Origin of the sequence: Mucilaginibacter gotjawali (assembly GCF_002355435.1) — a bacterium.
Taxonomy (GTDB): Bacteria; Bacteroidota; Bacteroidia; order Sphingobacteriales; family Sphingobacteriaceae; genus Mucilaginibacter; species Mucilaginibacter gotjawali.
Genome location: NZ_AP017313.1, coordinates 1495651 through 1517487, shown reverse-complemented (window position 1 = coordinate 1517487; position 21837 = coordinate 1495651). Strand labels below are relative to the sequence as shown.

The following is a 21837-nucleotide window of genomic DNA, read 5'->3' as shown; positions in this document are numbered from 1 at the left end:
AGTGTAAATTATTAAAGGGCAATGTGCATATTTACGCCGCAATAAAAATAAACGATGTCAACACCAATTGTTACCGGCCTGATGGCCTACGGAATGTCGGGCAGAATATTCCAGGCGCCATTTTTAACCACTAACCCCGGCTTTAAATTTAAAGCGGTGGTGGAGCGGCACGAGAAAAAAGCCGGCTTAAGGTACCCGGACGTGATCAGCTATAATTCCGTTGATGAATTGCTGGCCGATGAGGAAATTGAGCTGGTGATTGTGAATACGCCGGGCAATACCCATTTTGAGCTCACCATAAAAGCCCTGAATGCCGGCAAACATGTATTGCTCGAAAAACCGGCTGCTACAAATGGCGCCGATGTAAAAACCATGTTCGACCTGGCTAAAAAGCTGAACCTGCATTTATTGGTTTACCAGAACCGCAGGTGGGACAGTGGATTTTTACAGGCAAAAGAGGTGATTGAAAGCGGGCGGCTTGGCCAGCTGATAGAGGTTTATTTCAGGATGGACCGGTACAAACGCGCCCTTAGCCCTAAAATATTTAAAGAAACGGCCTCTACACCAGGCGCGGGGCTGGTTTACGACCTTGGGCCGCACCTGATCGATAACGTGATCTGCCTGTTTGGCAAGCCGCTAAGTTTCACTAAAACGACAGGCATATACCGGGAAGGCTCGGAAGTACCCGATTATTTTACCTATCATTTTACCTATCCCAACCAACTGAATGTATTTATCACCGCGGGACTGCTGATCGCCGAAGTATTGCCCGGCTTTGCCGTGCACGGCACATTGGGTAGCTTTGTAAAAGACAGGTGCGATGTACAGGAAGCCCAACTGGATGGCGGGATGCTGCCAACCGACCCTGCCTACGGCATTGAGCCGGAAGGCAGCGAAGGAAAGCTGGTGCTGATGGATTTAAATAATAAACCAAACGTTGAATGGCTAAAAGCACCAAAAGGACACTACAATGGTTTATTTGACGCGGTGCACCATACCATCCGTCAAAATGCGTTATATCCCATAACTGAAGAACATATAGCCTGGCAATTAGAATTGCTCGAAGCGTAAAAAAATCGTAACTATGTGGCACAATGACCTGCAAATGAATTTTATGAAAAAATTACTTTTATTTTTTGGAATGATCATAGCTGCGGGTTGCAGCTCAGCGCAAAACAAAGCTATCCCAACCAACATTCCATCTTACCATATATTAACTACCGACAGCGTATATGTAACGCCCACCAATTTAAAAAAGGATAAGCCGGTATTGATCATCTATTTTTCGCCGGATTGCAGCCATTGCCAGCATTTGATGTACGAATTGAAGCCCAAAATGAAGGACTTTAAAAACACGCAGGTCATCATGATCACTTTTGTGCAGCAGATCCAGGCCATCCGTAATTTTGTGAGGGATTTTGACCTGAAAAAATATCCGAATTTTACTGTCGGCACTGAAGGTTACTCGATGGTGGTACAACGTTTTTACGATGTGCACACCACACCGTTTACTGCCCTTTACGATAAAAATAAAAAACTGGTAAAATCGTGGGAAAAGGCGCCAACAGTGGATGATTTAACAGGTGAAGTAAAAAAACTCTGACAGACCGCCCCGTCAAGCCAACACTATGAAAGTAGCAGTAGCATCGCCCCCATTTCCAAAGTCCATTGAAGATGGATTAACCAATTTGGAGCAACTGGTAAAAAAAGCAGCTGCACAGCAGGCGGATATCATTTGTTTCCCTGAATCATATATTCCCGGTTATCCGTTAGAAGAATTTGACATTGAAGTTGCTTCGCCCGAAAATATGCAGGCAGCATTGGATAAAGCCGGCAGAATAGCATCTGAAAATAATATCGCCATTATATTGCCCATGGATTGGCACTCATCAAAGGGCAAGTTCAACTTAGCGCATGTAATCTCCAAATCGGGTGAAATACTGGGCTATCAAACCAAAAACCAACTGGACCCTTCTGAAGACAAGATATGGGTACCCGGTACAGAACGCAGCATTTTTGAAATAGATGGCGTAAAATTCGGCATTACCATTTGCCACGAAGGGTTCAGGTACCCCGAATCGGTAAGATGGGCGGCCCGGAACGACGCCAAAATCGTATTTCACCCGCATTGTTCGGGAAGCGATAGCAATGTTGATGAAGAACTGACTGAATGGGGCAACAAAAACAACCCCTACTATGAAAAAGCAATGATGATGCGGGCTTTGGAAAACACCATCTATTTTGCCAGCTCCAACTATGGGATGCGTTACCCTGAATCAGCAAGTTCCCTGATAGGCCCGGACGGAACATGCATCGCTTATCAGCCTTATGGTGAGCCGGGTGTTTTTGTTGAGGAGATAAATCCAGAACTGGCGACGGGGCTCCTGGCCAGGAGGTTTAAACCGGAATTGTATGGCGGGTATTAAAAAATAAAAAAATACCATTTGCATAATCAAAAATATTCCGCTTACTTTACAGCCGATAATATGACCAGTAACAACACCATTATAACAACAATCACAACCACCGGGGTAAAACACGGAGGAAGATAGTCGTATGGTGTAAAAACATAAAAAACCAAATGAGCGCCTTCCTCCAAAAGAGGAAGGCGTTTTTGTTTAATATTTACGTAATAATGAAGATTTTAAAATTCGGCGGTACTTCCGTAGGCTCAGTGCAAAGTATCCAAACCCTGTTAAATATCCTGGAGGGTGAGATTAAAAATAAACAAAAACCGGTAGTGGTTTTATCCGCCATGAGCGGAGTAACCAACCTGCTGGTAGCTATGGCCGAAGGCGCTGCTGAAGGAAAAGATTTTACGGCCCAATTAGCCGAACTGGAAAAACGCCATTTTGACGTAATAAAGAGCTTGCTCGACATCCAAAACCAAAACCCGGCATTTACCCGTCTTAAAATATTATTTAACCAGCTGGAAGACCTGCTGCAGGGCATCCTCACCTTACGGGAGCTTACCCCTAAAACCCGCGATATGGTGCTCAGCTTCGGCGAGCGCTGTTCCACCTTTATGATCGGCAAGATCGCCGCACAACGTTTCCCCGGCGCTATCAGCGTTGAGGCTACGGAGTTCATCAAAACCGACAGCTCCTTCGGGCAGGCAAAAGTAAATATGGAGTTAACCGACCTGCTGGTTCGTGGCTTTTACCAGGAGAACAGCAGCAAACTGATATTTGTTACCGGGTTCATATCTGCCAACGACGCCGGGCAAATCACTACCCTGGGCCGTGGCGGCAGCGATTATACCGCAGCCATACTCGGCGCAGCGTTAAATGCGGAAGAGATCCAGATCTGGACAGACGTGAACGGCATGATGACCGCTGATCCGCGTATGGTAACCAAAGCTTTCTCCTTACCGGAACTGACTTACACCGAAGCGATGGAACTTTCCTACTTCGGGGCCAAGGTGATCTACCCCCCTACCATGATCCCGGCCTTTATGAAAAAATTCCAATCGTGATCAAAAATACTTTTGATGTTGACTTTGAAGGGACCGTTATCCGCCATGATTGCAAACCTTCCAACCTGCCTATAAAAGGTATTTCCTCTATCAACAATATCAGCATCCTGAATTTGGAAGGCAGCGGCATGGTGGGTAAATCGGGCTTTAGCGGCAGGTTATTTTCTTTACTGGCGAGGGAGCAGATTAATGTCATCCTCATCACCCAATCCTCCTCCGAACATAGCATTACCTTCGCCGTGCAGCCGGGCGATACTGAACGCGCACGCCATTTAATAGAGCAGGAATTTGAACTGGAACTGGTAGCCAAAAAGCTGGAGCATGTGGTTATTGAACAAAACCTGGCCATCATAGCCATCGTTGGCGAAAACATGAAGCAAACCCCGGGGGTATCCGGCAAATTGTTCCATGCCCTTGGCCGTAACGGTATCAATGTTAGGGCGATTGCGCAGGGATCATCAGAATACAATATCTCGGTAATTATCTCCGCAAACGACCTGGCAAAAGCCCTGAATGCAGTGCACGACGGCTTTTTTACCCAGCTCACCAAAACCCTGCATGCCTTTTGCCTGGGTACCGGCAATATCGGCCAAACCCTGTTTAAGCAATTGAATGCGCACAGTGCTTATTTGCAGGAACATAATGGCATACAGGTTAAAATTGCCGGCATCAGCAATACCCGTAAAATGGTGTTTAACAGCGATGGGGTTTCACTGGATAACTGGCAGGCTGAACTGGAGGCGTCCATGCACCCGGCCGACCTGGCTGAGTTTGTTGCCAAAATGAAAAGCATGAACCTGCCCAACTGTGTGTTTATTGACAATACCGCCAGCCCAAAACCTGTAGAATATTACGAAGAAGTATTTAAAGCCAATATCTCGGTGATTACCTGCAACAAGATTGGTAATTCGGCTTCATATAAACAATATAAAACCTTCCATGATGCCGCGCACAGCCACGGCGTTGATTTCTTTTACGAAACTAACGTAGGCGCAGGCCTGCCGATCATCCGCACCTTAAAGGACCTGATGAACAGCGGCGACAGGGTGGCCAAGATAGAAGCGATCCTGTCGGGCACCATATCTTTTATCTTTAATAACTTTAAGGGCGATGCCAATTTCCATGACGTGGTAAAAGAGGCGCAGGATAAAGGCTATACCGAACCTGACCCGCGCGACGACCTGAGCGGTAAGGATTTCATGCGCAAGATCCTGATTCTTGCCCGTGATGCCGGCTATGCCATGGAGGAAGCGGATGTGAAGATTGAAAGCGTATTACCAAAAGCATGCCTGGAGGCTCAAAGCGTGGAAGAATTTTACGCTGCCCTTAAAGCAGAAGATGCTTTCTTCAGCAACCTGAAGGCAAAAGCCGCTGCAGAGAATAAGGTATTGCGTTATATCGGCAAACTGGATGAAGGCAAAGCAGAGATCACCCTGCAAATGGTGGACGAAAGTCACCCGTTTTATACCCTGTCCGGTAGTGATAACATTATATCTTTTACTACCGACCGATACAGGGAACGCCCGCTGGTGGTGAAAGGCCCCGGTGCAGGCGCTGAAGTAACCGCAGCCGGTGTATTTGCTGATTTAATAAATGTGGGAGCATAAAGAAAAAAAATAATAAATAGCTTTATCCCTCTTTTTTGCCTGCAAAAGAGAGGGTGGTCGAGCGTAGCAACGACCGGGTGAGTAAACTATACGAGCGACATTACCACAAGTGCATTGCTGCGAGTCTACTCACCCAGACATCGCTACGCTCGTCAGCCCTCTCTTCCGCAAGCGGTAAAGAGGGCCAGGAAAAAAACTTTAAAAATATAACCAGCCGTATGGCCGGTTTTTAAAACAATGGAAGATAAAATACAAGATTTAAATAAAACCGCCGCTATTCCTCCCCCTTTAGGGGGTCGGGGGGCTGTAGGAGCGGACATTCAGGTTTTTGCCCCTGCAACTGTCGCCAATGTGGTTTGTGGCTTTGATGTTTTGGGTTTTGCAGTGAATGAGCCCGGCGACGAGGTGGTAATGCGCATGACCGGTAAACCGGGTATCACCATCAGCAAAATCACCGGCGACAATGGCCGCCTGCCGATGGATCCTGCTAAAAATACGGTAAGCGTTAGCGTGCAGCATTATTTAAAAAGTATCGGGCGTACCGATATTGGTTTGGATATCGAGCTGCACAAAAAAATGCCGATAGGCAGCGGCCTGGGCTCGAGCTCTGCAAGTACCGTGGCCGGGCTATACGCCATCAAGACTTTATTGGGTGATGAAAGCGATGTGGCCGGCCTGTTGCCCTTTGCCATGAAAGGTGAGGAAATGGCTTGTGGTCATGGTCATGCTGATAACGTGGCGCCCGCTTTGATGGGTGGTTTTGTATTGATACGGAGTTACGAGCCGCTGGATGTGGTTCGGTTGCCGCATCCGGAGGGTTTGTACTGCGCTATCATTTTCCCGGATGTGGACGTACCCACAAGGGAGGCCCGGCAAATCATCCGCAAAAATATCCAGATGAAAGATGCTGTTACCCAGTGGGGCAATATTGCCGGCCTGGTAAGCGGTTTGTTTTTAAATGACATCGACCTGATTGGCCGCAGCATGAAAGATATTTTGGTGGAGCCCGTACGCTCCATGCTGATCCCTGATTTTTATAAAATGCGGGAAATGGCCATGGAAATGGGCGCGGTAAGCTTTGGCATTTCCGGCTCCGGGCCGTCCGTTTTTGCCTTTACCAGGGATGAAGACACCGCTCACCGCATCACCCAAAAACTGCAGCAGCATTTAACAGGCATTAAGATAGGTTCGAACATTTATGTATCCACCATTAATGATAAAGGGCCGAGGGTGATTGGATGATTGTCTGAACTCGAATTTTTGGAATTAGCGAATTAATGGAATTTTAAATTGAAAATGGATTTGAAATCAATTCTAAAAATTCATTAATTCTAAAAATTCGAGTTCCGACAGAAAAAATAAAAAAAAATAAATCCGAAATCGTAAATCGTAATTCGTAAATCAAATTGAAACTATACAGTACCAAAAACCCAGCCACACGGGTAAGCTTTAAAGAAGCCGTTTTTAACAGCATGCCGCAGGACAAGGGCCTGTACATGCCGGTGAATATACCGCGGCTGGAGGATAATTTTTTAAATCACCTGGATGAGTATACCCTGCCGGAGATCGCTTTCCACGTGGCGCAAAAGCTTATTGGTGATGATATCCCCGCGGACGACCTGAAGGAGATCATTGCCGATGCCATCAGCTTTTTGGCGCCTGCCGTTAAGCTGGAAGAAAATGTTTTTGTATTGGAGCTTTGGCACGGGCCGTCGCTGGCGTTTAAGGACTTCGGCGCAAGGTTTATGAGCCGGGTGATGAGCTACTTTTTAGAGAAAGGCGAAAAACAACTGGATGTTTTGGTAGCCACCTCCGGCGATACCGGCGGCGCCGTGGCGCTGGGCTTTTTAGGCGTACCCAATACCCGCGTTACCATCCTGTACCCTAAAGGCAAGGTGAGCGATATCCAGGAACTGCAACTCACCACCAACGGGCAAAATATCCGGGCCGTGGAGGTTGACGGCACGTTTGATGATTGCCAGGCATTAGTGAAACAGGCCTTTACCGACAAGGAACTGAATGAAAAATTCAGGCTGACATCGGCTAACTCCATCAATATTTCCCGCCTCATCCCGCAAACGTTTTATTATTTTAATGCCTACGCGCAGTTGCTGAAACGCGACATTAACAAAGTAGTATTTTCGGTACCGAGCGGTAACTTTGGCAATATTGGCGCAGGTTTACTGGCCTGGAAGATGGGCCTGCCCGTTTCGCATTTTATTGCGGCTACCAATGTGAATGATACCGTCCCGGAGTTTTTAAAGACAGGCGTATACCAACCCAAACCATCCGTAGCTACCCTGAGCAATGCCATGGATGTAGGCGACCCGAGCAACTGGGTACGTATCGCCGATCTGTTTAAGGAAGATGCCGAAGCGCTAAAAACACAGGTGACCGGCTATAGCTATACCGATGAACAAACGCTGGAAGCCATTAAGTTTATTTTTGATAACTATAACTACGTGGCCTGCCCGCATACCGCCATCGCCTGGCAAGCCCTGCGCGACTGGCAGCAGGACAACTACAAAAGGGATACCGCCGGCATATTTTTATCCACCGCGCACCCCTGCAAATTCCCGGATGTTTTTCCGGAGAGTATTGGCGGCAAGGTGGATGTGCCCGAACAGGTTGCCGGCCTCAGCAAAAAACAAAAACATGCTACTGCCTTGGGTAAAGACTTTGCAGGGTTTAAGGATTATTTGTTGAAGAATGATTAACATCGTAACTTAGTGTTATTAAACAAGGCATCATGGATTTACAGGCAGAAAAATTAAATTTGGTACAGGCCATATTGGATATTGAGGACATCAGCCTTATCAAAAAAGTAAAAAAAATACTTAAAAAAGCTGACCATGACTGGTTTGATGATTTAACTGGGGAACAGCAGCAAGATGTGTTTACTGCTATTGAGCAATTAGACAGAGGTGAGGGCATACCACACGAGGAGGCAGTGAAAAGGCTTGGTTTATGAGCTATTCTATCATATGGTCACCCAAATCATTAGTGAGTTTCGAAAAAAGAATAGAATACTTAAACATACATTGGACCGAAAAGGAAATTACAAATTTTAAAAAAAGAGTAAACGAATAGCTCGAAGACCAAGTATAAACTTTTTTCAGGACGATACAGTGCGTTCCAGCGTTCCATTTTTGCGCACGGAACACGCGGAACATCGTGAAACACGCTCATTATCAGCGATTTTGCTTTTTCCATAAAATTCGGAATTTCTCTAAGTAGCTGATAATCAATTAATAGCAAATTTGTTTTTTTGACAATACCCATGTAATTTGCTGATAATCAATTTATTCATATTTCATGACGATATGGGAACGCGAGCCCAAAGATGTGGCCTACTCGTGTGCCGCTGCCAGGTAATCAACCATTGCCTATTCATGGGTTAAAAATAGGTGCCCGATGATATCGCTCAGAATACCTCCAACCGGTTAAAGTGTTTACCTGTCAGCGGGGCACGCAGCCCTCATGGCATTTGCCCGGCATACCCGCCAGGTTGGGAGAAGCGACACGCTTCACCGGGCGAGGGCAAACTACGGTATAGAAAATATTATATAAGGAGTTGATTTTTAATTTTATAATATTTAACTTTATTATTATTCTAAATCATTATTGCTTTCTAAACCGAGTCTTAACGCCCCCCATATGGAATTTGTATTTTATTATAAAATAACCTGTTTATTAGTAGGCCTCGCTATAATATTTCTAGGATACAAGCTTTTTGTAAAAGGAGTTTTTATTCAAAGTGGTGATCTGGAGGCGACTTTTAAAAATAATAAGCTAATAATAAAAAAAGCCCTGCCTGGAACTTATTTTGTGGTTTTGGGTACGATTATTATTTGTTGCACAATTATAAAGGGACTAAGTTCTGACGAAAACATTCACGGTTTTCCTCTGCGTACAACAATTCCAAAATATAACTTACCCTCACCAAAACTTGATGATTCAATAACATTAAAATAGGAAAATCATGAAAAAGTTTCCTTTACGCCTATTCTTTTTTGCATTAATTCTACTGCTCAATTATAACAATGGGTATAGTCAAAATAAGCCGTATATTGATTATGGGGGCTTAAACATGGCAAGGCAAGCTGTTAATGACAAAAATTACATACTTGCCTATAAATATTTAATAATATTTAAGTATACCAATCTTCAGAGACTGAAATCAAATGAAAATACTGATTGTTTAGCTAAATTAAACAATCAAATAGATCAGATTGAAGAGTATTTATTGCAAAATTATTCATTATTAGATGTAAAAAAGATAAGAGGTTTTTCTGAAACCCAGATTGATTCCACATTTAAAGCTCGAAGTCAGAAAATAATAATTCAGAATGTTATAATTAATTGATATAAGAAATGAAGAAGGTCTTTTTTATGACGATGATACTATTGTTGTTTCAACTATGTGGATTTGCTCAATATAAAGCTTCTATAAATAGAAGCTGCGGGTTTAGTAAGCAAGATACAACATCGGAAGGATACGCATGGGACGCTGATAACCAAGCGCTTGAGTATGTGAAAAGAATTTGCGACGTGTCTGGAATAAGTAAAAACTTTACTATTCAGCGTTCCAGTCTCACAGCTACAGCATGCGCGGTTATTGATGCTGATAATAATCGCATAATTTATTATAATCAGGATTTTTTTGGGTCTTTAAATAATGAAACATATAAAATCGCCATATTGGCCCATGAAATAGCACACCATTTAAATAATAATCTGTTTACAAAGGATTCCAAAAGAACAATTGACGAATTAGATGCCGACAAGTTTGCAGGAAGTGTAATATGCAAGCTTGGTCTTAAGTTGGAAGATGCTAAACAATTGTATATAACAGAGTGTCCTTCTTATAGTAAAGGGATATACCCAGCAAGGAAGGATAGAATTGAGGCTTTCTCAATTGGCTTTTATGATGCTGGATGTCAAAATGGAAAAGCGCCAAATCAGGCCGATAACAGTAACCCCATTCTAAAACCAAATTTAACTACTAACACGTTTGTTTTACCGTTCACTGATGGGCATTTTGTAGGCAACGGTTTCACTGTGACACTTCCATCCAATTTTATCGCTCGACCTTCGATAAGATCAATTACAACCAAAGCTGCTCAAAGTTTCTTTTTTACTTCTCCTGATGGCGATGCGGAGTTTTATATATTCCTTTCGCCTTGGGGAAATGTAGCGAGTGATATTGCCATTGATGCAAAAACTGAAACACTTGTATCTACTAATGTAGGGAGGGGTGGTGAAATAGTGCGGTACGATATTAAGGCAAAAGATAATTCTTATGAACGTGCTTATTTAGAGGTACAAAGCCAAAAAGAAAACATTCATCATGTCAAAGGCTTTAAATACAAAACACAAGCGGCATATAATACCTATTATCCCATGTTTGCAAGGTTTTTTCAAACAACGCCTAACGAACCTCAAGCAAACGATAAAGACAATAATCCCCCCGCCAATACTACTGCTGACAATAAAACTTTTAAAGTCTCTTTCTCGGATAGCTTTGTGGATAACGCCAGCCGATGGCCGGTTCAGAGAGGCTATAACTACAATTTTTATTTTAGAAATAATAAATACGAAATGGAGAGTTTGGGCCAAGGGATGTTTGAACCCGTTATACCCACCAGTATTAATTCAGATGGCGATTATCGGATAACGGCCTTAATAAGTCATTTTTCGGGAGTTGCAAATAACGGCTATGGTCTAACGTTTTCATATAAGGACAGTGGTAACTTATATCTTTTCGAAATTTCAGCCGAAGGTTACTATCGTGTTTGTCGATTTTTGGATAGCCAATTTTATACAATATTGCCTTGGACGGCGAGCGACAAAATTCTAAAAACAAATGGTCAAATAAACAAATTGAGAATATGGTACCAGGGGAATCAAGTTTGCCAATTTTATATTAATGATACGTTAGTTAACAGCATTGACAATTTCGAAAAAGAAGGCAATTACACAGGCTTTGTTGTTGAAAATAATCAGCACATTCAAGTTTCAGGGCTTACTATTGAAGAACAAAATTAGTCCCCGCTGTCCGAAGTGTTCCACTTCGGATTAACTATGCCCGGAGTCTCCGACTCCCGGTTTTTTTCAGTGAAAGTTCGGCTGTGCCAGGTGATCAACGCCCATTGTAAAATTTGCGATATTTAAATAACTTTGTGTAGATAGATATAAAACCGGTAAGTATGGACCTGATCATAGATTTTGACAATATTAAAGATGCCGGCAAGAAAGCGTGGTTGTTGAGTACTTTAAAGCTAATGGGAATTGATTACCAGGAACTTGAAAAAGCCCAGACACTGGAACAGTACAACGAAGACCTTTTGGCCGGGGATGCTGAAATTGAGCGCGGCGACTATAAAACCGCCGCCGATTTGAGAATTGAAGCCGGCAAAGGGTAACAGTTTGGAGCAAAAGGGCAAGAATTGAGTTGCCGAAAGCTTATTTATATATCAAATTGGATTCGGTGCAAAATGCAGAAATGCTGAGGGATGAGCTGATTGATTTGACCATAGAATTATGTAATTATCCTACGAAATACCCTCCCGATAAATTTAAAAAAGATAACGACGGTACCTGGCGCGCTTTTGAAAAACACCATTACCGTGTCTCGTACCGGATTATGCCAAACGAAATCCGCATCGTCCGTTTACGGCATACCAGCAGATCGCCGCTTAAATTTTAATTTTCTTTATATTCTTCCCCGGGCGTTTGAAGGGAGAATATTTTAGCCAAAAACCAGCCTCATTTTACTGCTTCCCCCACCCCATTTTCGCGGGATTTACCGCGGGAAATACCGTAAAAACACGCTTTCTTTTCATCAAAATAAATCGGAAATTTAGATTTTAATTGCCGGAGAGGTTTCCGGCGATTGATCTGCAGGCCCCTAAATCTTAAAAACAATGGCAAACTTTTATGAAGAGGTAATTAAAAACGATCCCCGTTTTAATTCGACCGAATGTATCAATGATATCAATTTACTGGAGCCGGTTACCCGGGGGCTGGTGCAGCAAATTATTGCCGCCGCGGCGGCGCAGGGCCTCGCGCTGATGGTTTTTGAAACTTTCCGCAGCCAGGCCCGCCAGCAGCAGTTGTTTGACCAGGGGGTAACCCAGCTGCGCACCGTTGGGGTGCATAACTACGGCCTGGCCTGCGATATTGTAAAAAATGTGGGCGGCGAGCCATCGTGGGACGGGAGTTTCGCGGTGCTGGGCCAGCTGGCGCACAGCCACCAGCTGATCTGGGGCGGCGACTGGGGCCACCCGGAAGTGCCCCATTCCTTTTACGACTGGGACCATGTGCAGCGCTGCACCGTGGCCATGCAGTCGCGATTGTTTGCCGGCACCTGGTACCCCGCAGATGATTATAACCCGTATGGCGAGTAGTGAGTAGTCTGTCAATTCAGGATTTGTGATGAATTGCTGCAATTAAATTTTCGCGAAAATGGCTTTTGCAGCCCGGCGGGGCATATTGTGGGGTGTCCCAGGTGTATTCACCCTTATTCATCTTTATTCACCTGGTTCATATTGTTCAGGCAACCGGTTTAGCGCAGGCAGAAATGTGATGCTGATCATTTTCTGCACCGGTTTAATAGGGGAACTTGCAGGGATTTCCGTGCCCCGTCGAAAACAGGAATTTAAATATCGGATAATGATGTTGAATGTCGAATATTGAAAGAAAACTTCAATATTCTGCATTGGATATACGGTGTTCGGTATTTTTAACATTCAGTTTAACAAAAGAATATAAGACCCATGCAAACAGCCATTTACCCAACCATCAGCGATACCCAAACCCGAAAAAACAACCGTATGGTGAGCGCCTGGCTGGGCGTGGGCGTTGTGATGCTGATGGTGCAGATTCTGCTGGGCGGCATTACGCGCCTTACGGGCAGCGGCCTGAGCATTACCCAATGGGACCCGCTGATGGGCGTCCTGCCCCCGCTGAATACGCATGCCTGGGAGCAAAGTTTTGCGCATTACCGGCAGATTGCCCAGTTTAAGAAACTCAACAGCCAGTTTACACTGGCTGATTACCAGTCGATATTTTTTTGGGAATGGCTGCACCGGGAATGGGCGCGACTGATGGGGCTGGTATTTTTGATTCCTTTTGTGGTATTCGTGCTGCAAAAGCGGATCAGCCGGGGCATGGTGAAACCGCTGGCCGTCCTCTTCGTGCTGGGCGGGCTGCAGGGAGCCATCGGCTGGATAATGGTTCAAACCGGCCTTAACGACACCGATACCGCCGTGAACCCGGTGGCGCTGGCGGTCCATTTTATTTGCGCCCTGTGCCTGCTCAGCTGGTTAGTGTGGATGCTGCTGCAATTGGCCGTACCCGCGCAGCAGGTGGTTTACCGCCCGGTATTGCAGGGCCTGAACAGGGGGCTGCTGGTATTGCTGTTGGTGCAGCTGATTTACGGCGCGCTGATGGCCGGCAGCCACGCTGCTTTGAGTGCACCTACCTGGCCGGATATTAACGGGGCATTTATGCCCGGCAACCTGTTTGGCGGTGCTGATTGGGTGCGGAAGCTGTATACTGATCCGCTGGTGATCCAGGTGGTGCACCGTACGCTGGCATACCTGATTGGGTTGGGTACGTTATTATGGTTTTACCTGGCAGGGAGAACGGTAAGCAGGGGCTGGCTGAAGAAATTCAGCAGGGTGCCGTTGCTATTGGTGTTTATGCAGATAACGCTTGGAGTGCTGGCAGTAGTAAATAGTCCGTTTACAGGGGCGATAGGGTTTGCGGTGGCACACCAGTTTGTGGGCATGCTGCTGCTGGTTTCGTTTTTGGTGACGGTGTATTTGTGCGGGAAGAGCGGGGTGAGGGGAATTGCTGCGTAGGGTTGGTTGCGGGGTTCTGCTATAAAGATTTTGGTTTCACTCTGAGCCGCTGCCGCTCAATTGCCGCGGGGCTGTTACTTTTGGCTTGATCCAAGAGTAACCAAAAAATCAAGTCATCAGATAGGGTTCTTTGCCGCCGAGGGCCTTTGCCGCACAAAGCCGGAAAAACTGCCGGGGCTGCAATCTTTTTGCCGGGCTACCCTGTCAGCGGGCTAACTTGCATGCAAAAATTTTTCGGCAGTAATTTATTTTTATGGGCCCTCAAGAATGCTTCGCAGTTTGCTATGCCCAGGCTACCTCACAGGCCTGCAGTTTTTCCCGCTTTTTCCCGAAGCTTATCTGCTGACGGGGCTCCATTGTAAATTAAATTATCTGCCTATTTACACATCTGCACATCCGCAGATATTCCGGCTTTCTTCCGAAGCTTATCTGCTGACGGAAAAAAAATGCCCTTTTGAGGAGCTTTTTTAGAATTAAAGAAAGATGAAAAGCGGGCAAAAGCCTGACAGAAAAGCGGGCCGGGTGTATGGCCTGCAGCGCTGAAGCTTTTTTCTGTCTTGATTTTTTTGGTTACTTTTTGTATCAAGACAAAAAGTAACAGCCCCCGCGGCAATTGAGCGGCAGCGGTTATGAGTTAAAAGACCAATAAAAGGTTGAGACAATAGAGCCATGTGTGCATAGGCCTAACGCGCATGTTAACCAAACCATTCCTGCCTTTTGAAATTTTAGTTAAATCCCTAAATTAGTATATCAAAACAACCGCTGATATGGAAACTCCCCCCAACCTCCGCCTCGCTGTCCCTTTCTTTATGGTAAAAGATATGCAAACCTCCCTGCATTTTTATGTGGACCAACTGGGCTTCACCCTCACCAACCAATGGACCCCGAGGGGCAAAATTGAATGGTGCTGGCTAACGCGGGAGGCAGTGTCACTGATGCTGCAGGAGCCGCGCAACAAGGGGAAGTTTGACGCTGAAGGGCCAAAGGGGAAAGGCATTTCTATTTGCTTCCAGTGCGAAGACGCGCTTTCCCTGTACCATGAGTTTACTGCAAAAGGCGTTGAAATAGAAGAACCGTTTGTAGGCAATAACATGTGGGTGGTTTGCTTTGCCGACCCCGACGGCTACAAGCTTGATTTTGAAAGCCCGACAGATGTGCCGGAGGAAACGACATACTCCGGCTGGGTGAAAAGGCGATAGGGCCAAACCTATTGATCCATTTTTTCCTTTCGGACTTTCCCTACTTTCGGACTTCCTGACTTATTCCTATCTTGCCGAATTCTAATAGACGTATGTACGATATTTGTTGTGTAGGGCATATTACTTCGGATAAGGTAGTTAACAGCCGGTCGGTGCTATTTATGCCAGGTGGTACGGCGTATTATTTCTCGTGCGCGGTAAGTAAGTTTGCTGTAAACTACCTGTTGGTTACGGCGCTGGCAGATACCGAAATAAGCTATGTGGAGGATTTACGGGAGAAAGGCATTGAAGTAAAAGTGCAGCCCAGTACCCATACGGTGGAGTTTGAAAACATCTATGCCGAAAACCAGGATGCGCGCAGTCAGCGGGTAACCCAAAAAGCTGATGCGTTTACCATGGCGCAACTGGCCGATGTTGACGCCAAAATATTCCACCTTGGACCATTGCTCGCCGACGATATTTCGGTGGAGCTGATCGGGGAATTAGCCAAAAAAGGGAAGATCAGCGTCGACGTGCAGGGCTACCTGCGCGATGTTGTTGATTTTAAGGTAAACGCAACCGGCTGGCCTCAAAAGATGGAAGCACTGCAATATGTCGATATTTTAAAAGCCGATGTAGCCGAATTGAAAGCATTAACGGGCTGCGAATCTGTAGAGGAAGGTGCTAAATTGGTAGCCGGATGCTGCGTAAAAGAAGTGATCATTACCAATGGCAGCAACGGTTCGGTAATTTATAGCGACGGGGTGTTTTATAATATTCCTGCCTATCACCCAGAAAGCGTTATTGATGCCACAGGCTGCGGTGATACCTATATGGCCGGTTATTTGTACCAAAGGAATAAGGGGACAGGGATACAGCAGGCCGGCGAATTTGCTGCCGCGATGGCCGGGTTAAAGACTGCCGCAGCCGGTGCTTTTGTGGGTACTGAGGAAGATGTGGTGGAATTTTGGAAAAGCTTTAAGCCTCACCCTGCCCTCACCAAAGGAGAGGGTTGAAAAAGAGTGAAGTTATAGCCCTCTCCCTTGGAGAGGGTTGGGTGAGGCATAAAAAAAGGCCTGAGAATTACTCCCCATGCCTTTCACAGATTAAACAATGTAATATCTATTCGCCTGACGTAGCGTGCTCATGAACTCCTTCTTCGCGGAAAAGTTTCGCGCTGAAGTAGTCGTTGTTCATTTTGCTGATGTTGGTCATCTTGATCTCTTTAGGGCATTCAGCTTCGCATGCGCCGGTATTGGTGCAATTGCCAAAACCTTCGGCATCCATCTGGGCAACCATCGCCTGGACGCGGCTCCAGCGCTCAGGTTGACCCTGCGGCAACATGGCCAGTTGGGTAACCTTAGCCGAAACAAACAACATCGCCGATGCATTTTTACAGGCTGCAACACAAGCGCCGCAACCAATGCAGGTAGCTGAGTTGAACGCTTCGTCGGCAATTACCTTAGGGATCGGTGTTGCATTGGCGTCGATAGTAACGCCGGTATTAACCGAAACAAAGCCGCCTGCCTGTTGGATCCTGTCGAAGGATGAACGGTCAACCGCCAGGTCCTTAATTACCGGGAAAGCAGCAGCGCGCCATGGTTCAATCACGATGATCTCGCCATCGTGGAAACTGCGCATGTGCAGCTGGCAGGTGGTAATAGCACCCTTAGGCCCATGCGGGCGGCCGTTGATGTATAGCGAGCACATCCCGCAGATTCCTTCGCGGCAATCATGATCGAAATGGATAGGTTCTTCTCCCTTGTGGATCAGGCCTTCATTCACCACGTCCAGCATTTCAAGGAATGACATATCCGGCGAAATACCTTCAGCCTTATAAGTTACAAACGCACCTTTGGCATCAGCATTTTTTTGCCTCCAGATCTTCAGCGTTAGATTCATATTTCCTGTACTCATATTTTTTTAGATTTGAGATGTGAGATATGAGATTTGAGACAAAAGCAACTCAAAATTCATAATCCAACATCGACTTATATTATTTTTAATGGAGACATTAGATTCAGATATTCGCATTGTTATATCTCAAATCTCAAGTCTCATATCTCACATCTTATTTTTCAGCATGTTCTGAAAAGCGTAATTCATTTTTTGCAATTCATCAATCTGTTGTAAAAGATCGCTTAACAGCTCGTCATTTAGTAAACTCAATTTGTTTGATATTACCAATTGAGTTTGTAACTCAAAAGACGATCCATTCGCAATCCCTAAAAAATTACAAAACTCTTTATTTGAATTTCTACCAGCGCCTTCTGCAATATTTGAAGGTATTGAAACTGCCGATCTTCTTGATTGACTTGTCAACCCAAACCGTTCGTCCGCTGGAAAACTTGCTGTAGCCTTGTAAACGTCTACAGATAAATCAATAGCTTTATTCCAGATTTTTAATTCCTTCAGGTTATGCATGTTTTTTAGATTTGAGACGTTAGATATGAGATTTGAGACTGAAGTCAAACAAACCTGAGTATCTAAAATCGATTCTTTTAATATTTCTGATAAAATGCCTGGATCGAAAACGCATTAAAATCTCATATCTCACGTCTCATATCTCACATCTTATTTATAGCTTCTCTGTGTTAAATGGACGAATTCAAAGTCCAGTATTTCTTTATTTAATACTTCAGGTTGGTTATCGCCCGTGTATTCCCATGCGGCTACGAATGCAAAATTATCATCGTCGCGAAGGGCTTCACCCTCCGGTGTTTGCGATTCAAGGCGGAAGTGGCCGCCGCACGATTCACGGCGCATTAAAGCATCGTCAACCATCAGTTCGCCCAGCTCCAAAAAGTCAGCAACACGACCGGCTTTCTCCAACGCAGGGTTAACCTCATCGTTTTCACCCACTACAATGGCGTTTTTCCAGAAATCGGCACGTAAAGCGCTGATCAGGCCTTTTGCTTTGGTTAAACCTTCTTCGGTACGGGCCATGCCGCAATATTCCCACATAATGTGGCCCAAATCGCGGTGGTATTCGTTAACGGTTTTGGTGCCTTTTAATGCCAGCAGCTTGTTAACCCGCTCGATAACTTCCTGCTTCGTTTTTTCGAAGGCAGGGTGTTTGGTATCCACTGGTTTTGGGCCGATGGTAGCCAGGTAATCGCCTAAAGTATACGGGATCACAAAATAACCGTCGGCTAAGCCCTGCATCAATGCAGAGGCGCCCAGGCGGTTAGCACCGTGATCACTGAAATTACATTCGCCTAATGCATATAAGCCCGGCACGTTGGTGCTCAGGTTATAATCAACCCATAAGCCACCCATAGTATAGTGAACGGCCGGGTAAATACGCATAGGTTGTGTGTATGGATCTTCGTTAGTGATCTGGTAATACATATCGAACAGGTTGCCGTATTTTGCGGACACAGCATCCTTGCCCAAACGATGTATCGCGTCAGCAAAGTCCAAAAATACAGCTATGCCCGATCCGCCTACACCGCGGTTTTCGTCAACCATTTCTTTGGCGTTGCGTGATGCAACGTCGCGCGGAACCAGGTTACCAAATGATGGATATTTTCTTTCCAGGAAGTAATCCCTGTCTTCTTCTTTTACCTCGTTGGCTTTGATAATGCCTTTACGCAATTTTTCGGCAGTTTCAACGCTTTTAGGCGCCCAAACACGGCCGTCGTTGCGCAATGATTCCGACATCAGCGTCAGTTTCGACTGGTGATCGCCGGTTACCGGGATACAGGTGGGGTGGATCTGTGTAAAGCATGGGTTAGCGAAAAAAGCACCGCGTTTATGAGCCCTCCAGGCTGCAGTAACGTTTGAACCAATAGCATTGGTCGACAAATAAAATACGTTACCGTATCCGCCGGTACATAACAACACCGCATGTGCAGAATGGGTATCGATACTTCCGTTGATTAAATTACGCGTAACAATACCTTTTGCCTGCCCGTCAACCAAAACAACATCCAGCATTTCGGTGCGGGTATACATTTTTACCTTGCCCAAATGGATCTGGCGGTTTAAAGCGGAATAGGCGCCCAGCAATAACTGCTGCCCGGTTTGTCCCCTTGCATAAAATGTACGGGATACCTGCGAACCACCAAATGAGCGGTTATCCAGCAAGCCGCCGTATTCGCGTGCAAATGGTACGCCCTGGGCCACGCACTGGTCGATGATATTTACAGATACCTCGGCTAAACGGTAAACGTTGCCTTCGCGGGCACGGTAATCACCGCCCTTTATGGTATCATAAAACAAACGGTAAACGCTGTCGCCATCGTTCTGGTAATTTTTGGCGGCATTGATACCCCCCTGCGCAGCAATAGAGTGTGCACGGCGCGGGCTATCCTGGAAACAAAATGCTTTAACATTATAGCCCAGTTCGGCCAGCGATGCAGCTGCTGCGCCACCGGCAAGCCCGGTACCTACCACAATTACATCGTACTTGCGTTTATTGGCCGGGTTAACCAGTTTTAAGTTGAATTTATGCTTGCTCCATTTTTCGGCTAATGGACCTTCAGGAATTTTAGCATTTAATAAACTCATTTTTTCAGTATTTACGATTTTAGAATTACGAGTTACGATTTTGGATTGCTGAATTCATCATCCCGAAACCGCCCTTCGTAAATAAAATATCTTGTTATCTTGTGAAATAATAATAAACCGGCATCGCCGCAAACCCTAACGGTATAATCACAGCAAACAGCCATGTCCCGATAAAGGAAACAATGGGCGTATACTTGCGGTGTACCCATCCCAGGGTACGGAACGCACTTTGAAATCCATGTTTCAGGTGAAACGACAGGGTGCCCATCGCTATCACATAAAATATCACGTAGATCAAGTTGCTGAAACTGCTTGCCACACGAGCATGCAGGTCTTTTACGCGTACAACCTCGAAATTATTTTCGGTAGTAACCGATTTTTCGAAGGTTGGTGATGTAGGGATGTAAGGAACTGCAGTTGTTTCATCAGTTGCCAGGTTGGTTTTGTACTCAATAAAGCCAACTTTGCCGCTGTACTTATAGTTGTACCAAAAATCGCTCATGTGGATCACGATGAACAAAAACAGGATGGAACCCAGCAGCCCCATGTTTTTTGACGACCAGCTGGCATTTGCACTGCTCACTTCGGCATAACGTACCGGCCTGGCTTTGCGGTTTTTAATGGTTAAAACCAGTGCATAAATGGCATGTACCAGTATGCTCAGGTAAAGCAGATAAGCAATAACTTCGATGGGTGGGAAATGGGTAAGGAAGTTGGCATATACGTTAAAGCCAAAACCGTTGTCGTTTTTAAATAACAGCAGGTTACCTCCAAGGTGCACAATTAAAAAAGTACACAAAAACAAGCCCGTTAAAGCCATGATCAGCTTCTTCCCCAACGATGAGTTAAAGGTTTGTTTGAATTCGCTCATTATAATTCAGATTTATTTGGCAAAAGTATTTATTAAATAGCAAAAGATATTAATGGATTTGGTGTAATAAACGCCAAATGGTTATTTAGAAACAATCTAAAAAAGTAGTGTTAAAAGCCAAGTGCCGGGAAGGGGTTTTACCGTTAGTACAAAAAGCACGGACCACAGGGAAATCGCTTTTAAAGAGGAGGCTCCTGTGGAGCCTTAAAAACGATTCCATTTTTTCTATAAACAGGCCACTCCTCCGGAACTAATAATAATGGGCGTGTCAGACTCCGGAGGAGTCCCGTGTTTATAGAAAAATAAAATTGAAAATTATGGCTCCAGGGGAGCCTCCTACCGTTCGTTTTATTTTAAAAGCGATTTTTCTGGCACTGACCAGCCTTTTAGTAAAAATGTCTGATTTTGCTTTATCTTGACTCTTGGTTCATGATTCTTTACATCAATCAATTGCCAGTACCTTATCTTTAGCTATCGCGAAGATCTTATCTGCTTTAACACTGCGGATGGCAACCCTGCCGGTAAACTTTCCAAAAGAAGGTAAAATGGCCTGGCTGGCCCCAAATGCGAAGCAGGGCAGCGTAATGTGCTGCCGCGCCTTACCTGCCAGGCTGATGCCCGGATGGATATGCCCGCAAAACACATAGCCGGCAGCGCTTTGTAATTCTTTTTCGCCAAGCGGATGGTGCAGCATCAGGAAGGGGCCGATTAAGAGCTCATCATGCAGAATAATGTTGAGGTGATGGTAATGCGCCTCATCAATAATATCATGGTTGCCTTTGACGAGGATGATCTCCAGCTTGGGGAACTGGCTCCGCCATAAAACAAACCAGTCCCAGTCGGCATTCATATCGCTATGGAAAAAATCGCCCAGCAGGATCAGTTTTTCGGCTTTATGTTCAAAAATAAGGTCCGATAACACAGCGAGCTCGTTTTGTTCCAGGTCAAGCGGCACGGCTATACCCGCTTTGCGGAAATGCCCCACCTTCCCCAGATGCACATCGGCAGCAATCAATGCCTTTTCCTGTTGCCAGTAAATGGCTTTTTGGGGTAATAAATAAAGATCCTGATTTTTTAGTTCGAAATGCACAGTCGTACCCAATATCATCCTGCAAAAGTAATGAAGCCAATCGGAAGTTCGATTGAGGTGATTTAGTTAATTTAAACTACAGTTGAAGTGGGCATAGAATTAGTTTAGATATTCCCCCTTTAAATATGCCCCGCCAATGGGCGGGCTACCGCTTTGTAGACATATAAATAATAAATGAAAATTGCCACGTCAGTGGCTACCCTTCGCGAATTGGGTAGCCGCTGACGCGGCAATAGA

Annotated in this window: 19 protein-coding genes and 2 pseudogenes; 16 read left to right on the top strand and 5 right to left on the bottom strand. The window is 45.2% G+C overall.

Features of this window, described 5'->3' with window-relative positions; genetic code table 11:
• Positions 1–54: 54 nt before the first annotated feature.
• The 16 genes and pseudogenes from MgSA37_RS07000 to MgSA37_RS06905 all read left to right on the top strand — a co-directional run bounded on the left by MgSA37_RS07000 (position 55) and on the right by MgSA37_RS06905 (position 16143).
• Entirely contained in the window at positions 55–1071 is a 1017-nt protein-coding gene (locus MgSA37_RS07000) for a Gfo/Idh/MocA family oxidoreductase (protein ID WP_096350736.1), read from the top strand.
• A gap of 43 nt (positions 1072–1114) precedes the next feature.
• A complete protein-coding gene (locus MgSA37_RS06995; protein ID WP_157750480.1) occupies positions 1115–1603 on the top strand; it encodes a TlpA family protein disulfide reductase in 489 nt (162 codons plus the stop codon).
• 25 nt (positions 1604–1628) lie between these two features.
• Positions 1629–2426, top strand: a complete 798-nt coding sequence (locus MgSA37_RS06990) for a carbon-nitrogen hydrolase family protein (protein WP_096350732.1) — start codon at positions 1629–1631, stop codon at positions 2424–2426.
• Positions 2427–2635: 209 nt separating this feature from the next.
• A pseudogene (gene thrA / locus MgSA37_RS06985) lies at positions 2636–5082 on the top strand (bifunctional aspartate kinase/homoserine dehydrogenase I).
• A gap of 237 nt (positions 5083–5319) precedes the next feature.
• On the top strand, positions 5320–6324 hold the full coding sequence (locus tag MgSA37_RS06980; RefSeq protein WP_096350730.1) for a homoserine kinase: 1005 nt from the start codon (positions 5320–5322) through the stop codon (positions 6322–6324).
• Between the two features lie 164 nt (positions 6325–6488).
• A complete protein-coding gene (gene thrC, locus MgSA37_RS06975) occupies positions 6489–7799 on the top strand; it encodes a threonine synthase (protein WP_096350728.1) in 1311 nt (436 codons plus the stop codon).
• 32 nt (positions 7800–7831) lie between these two features.
• On the top strand, positions 7832–8053 hold the full coding sequence (locus MgSA37_RS06970) for a hypothetical protein (RefSeq protein WP_096350726.1): 222 nt from the start codon (positions 7832–7834) through the stop codon (positions 8051–8053).
• Positions 8054–8739: 686 nt separating this feature from the next.
• Complete coding sequence (locus MgSA37_RS06960; RefSeq protein WP_183475902.1) at positions 8740–9057, top strand: hypothetical protein; 318 nt, start codon at positions 8740–8742, stop codon at positions 9055–9057.
• Between the two features lie 7 nt (positions 9058–9064).
• Entirely contained in the window at positions 9065–9448 is a 384-nt protein-coding gene (locus tag MgSA37_RS06955; protein WP_096350722.1) for a hypothetical protein, read from the top strand.
• An 8-nt stretch (positions 9449–9456) separates the two neighbouring features.
• Positions 9457–11130, top strand: a complete 1674-nt coding sequence (locus tag MgSA37_RS06950; RefSeq protein WP_096350720.1) for a hypothetical protein — start codon at positions 9457–9459, stop codon at positions 11128–11130.
• A gap of 161 nt (positions 11131–11291) precedes the next feature.
• A complete protein-coding gene (locus MgSA37_RS06945) occupies positions 11292–11507 on the top strand; it encodes a hypothetical protein (protein WP_096350718.1) in 216 nt (71 codons plus the stop codon).
• A 14-nt stretch (positions 11508–11521) separates the two neighbouring features.
• Positions 11522–11791 (top strand): annotated as a pseudogene (locus MgSA37_RS06940) (type II toxin-antitoxin system RelE/ParE family toxin); the annotation flags it as partial.
• A gap of 217 nt (positions 11792–12008) precedes the next feature.
• The gene (locus MgSA37_RS06935) at positions 12009–12491 is read left to right on the top strand and encodes a M15 family metallopeptidase (RefSeq protein WP_096350715.1); all 483 of its coding nucleotides are present in this window, start codon (positions 12009–12011) and stop codon (positions 12489–12491) included.
• A 369-nt stretch (positions 12492–12860) separates the two neighbouring features.
• Complete coding sequence (locus tag MgSA37_RS06925) at positions 12861–13949, top strand: COX15/CtaA family protein (RefSeq protein ID WP_096350711.1); 1089 nt, start codon at positions 12861–12863, stop codon at positions 13947–13949.
• A 767-nt stretch (positions 13950–14716) separates the two neighbouring features.
• The gene (locus MgSA37_RS06910; protein ID WP_096350706.1) at positions 14717–15148 is read left to right on the top strand and encodes a VOC family protein; all 432 of its coding nucleotides are present in this window, start codon (positions 14717–14719) and stop codon (positions 15146–15148) included.
• Between the two features lie 92 nt (positions 15149–15240).
• Entirely contained in the window at positions 15241–16143 is a 903-nt protein-coding gene (locus MgSA37_RS06905; RefSeq protein WP_096350704.1) for a PfkB family carbohydrate kinase, read from the top strand.
• Between the two features lie 106 nt (positions 16144–16249).
• On the opposite strand, the gene MgSA37_RS06900 is transcribed toward MgSA37_RS06905, so the two are convergent.
• The 5 genes from MgSA37_RS06900 to pdeM all read right to left on the bottom strand — a co-directional run bounded on the left by MgSA37_RS06900 (position 16250) and on the right by pdeM (position 21618).
• Entirely contained in the window at positions 16250–17044 is a 795-nt protein-coding gene (locus MgSA37_RS06900) for a succinate dehydrogenase/fumarate reductase iron-sulfur subunit (RefSeq protein WP_096350702.1), read from the bottom strand.
• A 147-nt stretch (positions 17045–17191) separates the two neighbouring features.
• Positions 17192–17551, bottom strand: a complete 360-nt coding sequence (locus tag MgSA37_RS06895; RefSeq protein ID WP_096350701.1) for a four helix bundle protein — start codon at positions 17549–17551, stop codon at positions 17192–17194.
• Between the two features lie 150 nt (positions 17552–17701).
• Positions 17702–19639 carry a fumarate reductase/succinate dehydrogenase flavoprotein subunit gene (locus tag MgSA37_RS06890; protein WP_096350699.1) on the bottom strand — a complete coding sequence of 646 codons (1938 nt, stop codon included), beginning with the start codon at positions 19637–19639 and terminating at the stop codon, positions 17702–17704.
• A 94-nt stretch (positions 19640–19733) separates the two neighbouring features.
• Positions 19734–20510 (bottom strand): succinate dehydrogenase cytochrome b subunit, encoded by a 777-nt coding sequence (locus MgSA37_RS06885; protein ID WP_096350697.1) that lies wholly within the window; start codon positions 20508–20510, stop codon positions 19734–19736.
• 442 nt (positions 20511–20952) lie between these two features.
• Positions 20953–21618 carry a ligase-associated DNA damage response endonuclease PdeM gene (pdeM, locus tag MgSA37_RS06880; protein WP_096350695.1) on the bottom strand — a complete coding sequence of 222 codons (666 nt, stop codon included), beginning with the start codon at positions 21616–21618 and terminating at the stop codon, positions 20953–20955.
• Between the last annotated feature and the right edge of the window lie 219 nt (positions 21619–21837).

Coding starts and splice junctions, on each gene's coding strand:
- MgSA37_RS07000 (WP_096350736.1), top strand. CDS start 55: ATGTCAACACCAATTGTTACCGGCCTGATGGCCTACGGAATGTCGGGC.
- MgSA37_RS06995 (WP_157750480.1), top strand. CDS start 1,115: ATGAAAAAATTACTTTTATTTTTTGGAATGATCATAGCTGCGGGTTGC.
- MgSA37_RS06990 (WP_096350732.1), top strand. CDS start 1,629: ATGAAAGTAGCAGTAGCATCGCCCCCATTTCCAAAGTCCATTGAAGAT.
- MgSA37_RS06980 (WP_096350730.1), top strand. CDS start 5,320: ATGGAAGATAAAATACAAGATTTAAATAAAACCGCCGCTATTCCTCCC.
- MgSA37_RS06970 (WP_096350726.1), top strand. CDS start 7,832: ATGGATTTACAGGCAGAAAAATTAAATTTGGTACAGGCCATATTGGAT.
- MgSA37_RS06960 (WP_183475902.1), top strand. CDS start 8,740: ATGGAATTTGTATTTTATTATAAAATAACCTGTTTATTAGTAGGCCTC.
- MgSA37_RS06955 (WP_096350722.1), top strand. CDS start 9,065: ATGAAAAAGTTTCCTTTACGCCTATTCTTTTTTGCATTAATTCTACTG.
- MgSA37_RS06950 (WP_096350720.1), top strand. CDS start 9,457: ATGAAGAAGGTCTTTTTTATGACGATGATACTATTGTTGTTTCAACTA.
- MgSA37_RS06945 (WP_096350718.1), top strand. CDS start 11,292: ATGGACCTGATCATAGATTTTGACAATATTAAAGATGCCGGCAAGAAA.
- MgSA37_RS06935 (WP_096350715.1), top strand. CDS start 12,009: ATGGCAAACTTTTATGAAGAGGTAATTAAAAACGATCCCCGTTTTAAT.
- MgSA37_RS06925 (WP_096350711.1), top strand. CDS start 12,861: ATGCAAACAGCCATTTACCCAACCATCAGCGATACCCAAACCCGAAAA.
- MgSA37_RS06910 (WP_096350706.1), top strand. CDS start 14,717: ATGGAAACTCCCCCCAACCTCCGCCTCGCTGTCCCTTTCTTTATGGTA.
- MgSA37_RS06905 (WP_096350704.1), top strand. CDS start 15,241: ATGTACGATATTTGTTGTGTAGGGCATATTACTTCGGATAAGGTAGTT.
- MgSA37_RS06900 (WP_096350702.1), bottom strand. CDS start 17,044: ATGAGTACAGGAAATATGAATCTAACGCTGAAGATCTGGAGGCAAAAA.
- MgSA37_RS06895 (WP_096350701.1), bottom strand. CDS start 17,551: ATGCATAACCTGAAGGAATTAAAAATCTGGAATAAAGCTATTGATTTA.
- MgSA37_RS06890 (WP_096350699.1), bottom strand. CDS start 19,639: ATGAGTTTATTAAATGCTAAAATTCCTGAAGGTCCATTAGCCGAAAAA.
- MgSA37_RS06885 (WP_096350697.1), bottom strand. CDS start 20,510: ATGAGCGAATTCAAACAAACCTTTAACTCATCGTTGGGGAAGAAGCTG.
- pdeM (WP_096350695.1), bottom strand. CDS start 21,618: ATGATATTGGGTACGACTGTGCATTTCGAACTAAAAAATCAGGATCTT.